2 protein-coding genes are annotated in these 769 nt (G+C 54.4%); both read right to left on the bottom strand.

Going from position 1 to position 769, the window contains the following annotated elements; all coding sequences use genetic code 11:
* Positions 1–4: 4 nt before the first annotated feature.
* Positions 5–199 (bottom strand): CxxC-x17-CxxC domain-containing protein, encoded by a 195-nt coding sequence (locus EI28_RS13785; protein WP_054847721.1) that lies wholly within the window; start codon positions 197–199, stop codon positions 5–7.
* A gap of 221 nt (positions 200–420) precedes the next feature.
* A partial coding sequence (locus tag EI28_RS12740; protein ID WP_231476858.1) for a DUF86 domain-containing protein occupies positions 421–769 on the bottom strand: 349 nt, incomplete at its 5' end.

Genomic DNA, 769 nt, shown 5'->3' with positions numbered 1-769 from the left:
TGGTTTAGAACCGGGGTTTTCTGTGCTTCGGGAGGCAGTCCTGGCAATACACAGGTCTGCCTTCGGTCGGCTTGAAGGGGACTTCGCACTCCTTACCGCAGTCCGAGCAGATGGTCTTTGTCATTTCACGGGGGCCGCCGAAGTTCCTGGGACCGCCGAAATTTCTGTTTCCTCTGTTATAATCCATTGGATTGCTCATGCAGATAGAACACTGCCTGTAGAGTTATGATTGGATAGTATATAGTGTAGCTCATCGGCCTCTGGGGGGGTGATCGAGATCTTACCCCGGCGATCTGCCGGCCTGCCCGCATGAGATGCAATCCGGGCCCGGAGAAGGTGCAGCAGCATGGTGTTGCCGGATAGTTTCCCCCTCATACGGGATGTCCCTGCCTGTGTGAGTGCCGGAACGGGTATGCGTGGTTAGTCTCCGGAGTATATCTCGTCAGCCGTTGCCGCAAGAAGAGATCGGAGTTCGGGAATTTGCCGCTTAATGATAAACCAGACGGTCTCAAGGTCGACGCCGAAATAATGGTGGATAACGATATTTCTGACCCCTACGATCCTCTTCCATGGGATCTGGGGATATTCTGCCCGAACCGGTTCGGGAACCTGTCCGCATGCCTCTCCAATGATCTCGAGGTTACGGATCACCGCATCGATGGTCTTTTGGTCCCGGAAGAAATCTTCCTTTGAGTATCCTGTGGTATACTCCTCGATACGCCCGATAGCCTCCAGGATATCCGCAATCAGCAGAGCCCCGTCGCGCCTA

The organism is Methanoculleus sp. MH98A (genome assembly GCF_000691865.1).
In the GTDB taxonomy this organism is placed as follows: domain Archaea; phylum Halobacteriota; class Methanomicrobia; order Methanomicrobiales; family Methanoculleaceae; genus Methanoculleus.
The sequence above is the reverse complement of the archived record's forward strand: the minus strand, read 5'-3'. Positions and strand labels throughout refer to the sequence as shown.

What these genes read in the sequence shown, in the direction of transcription:
- EI28_RS13785 (WP_054847721.1), bottom strand. Translation starts at nt 199, where the DNA reads ATGAGCAATCCAATGGATTATAACAGAGGAAACAGAAATTTCGGCGGT.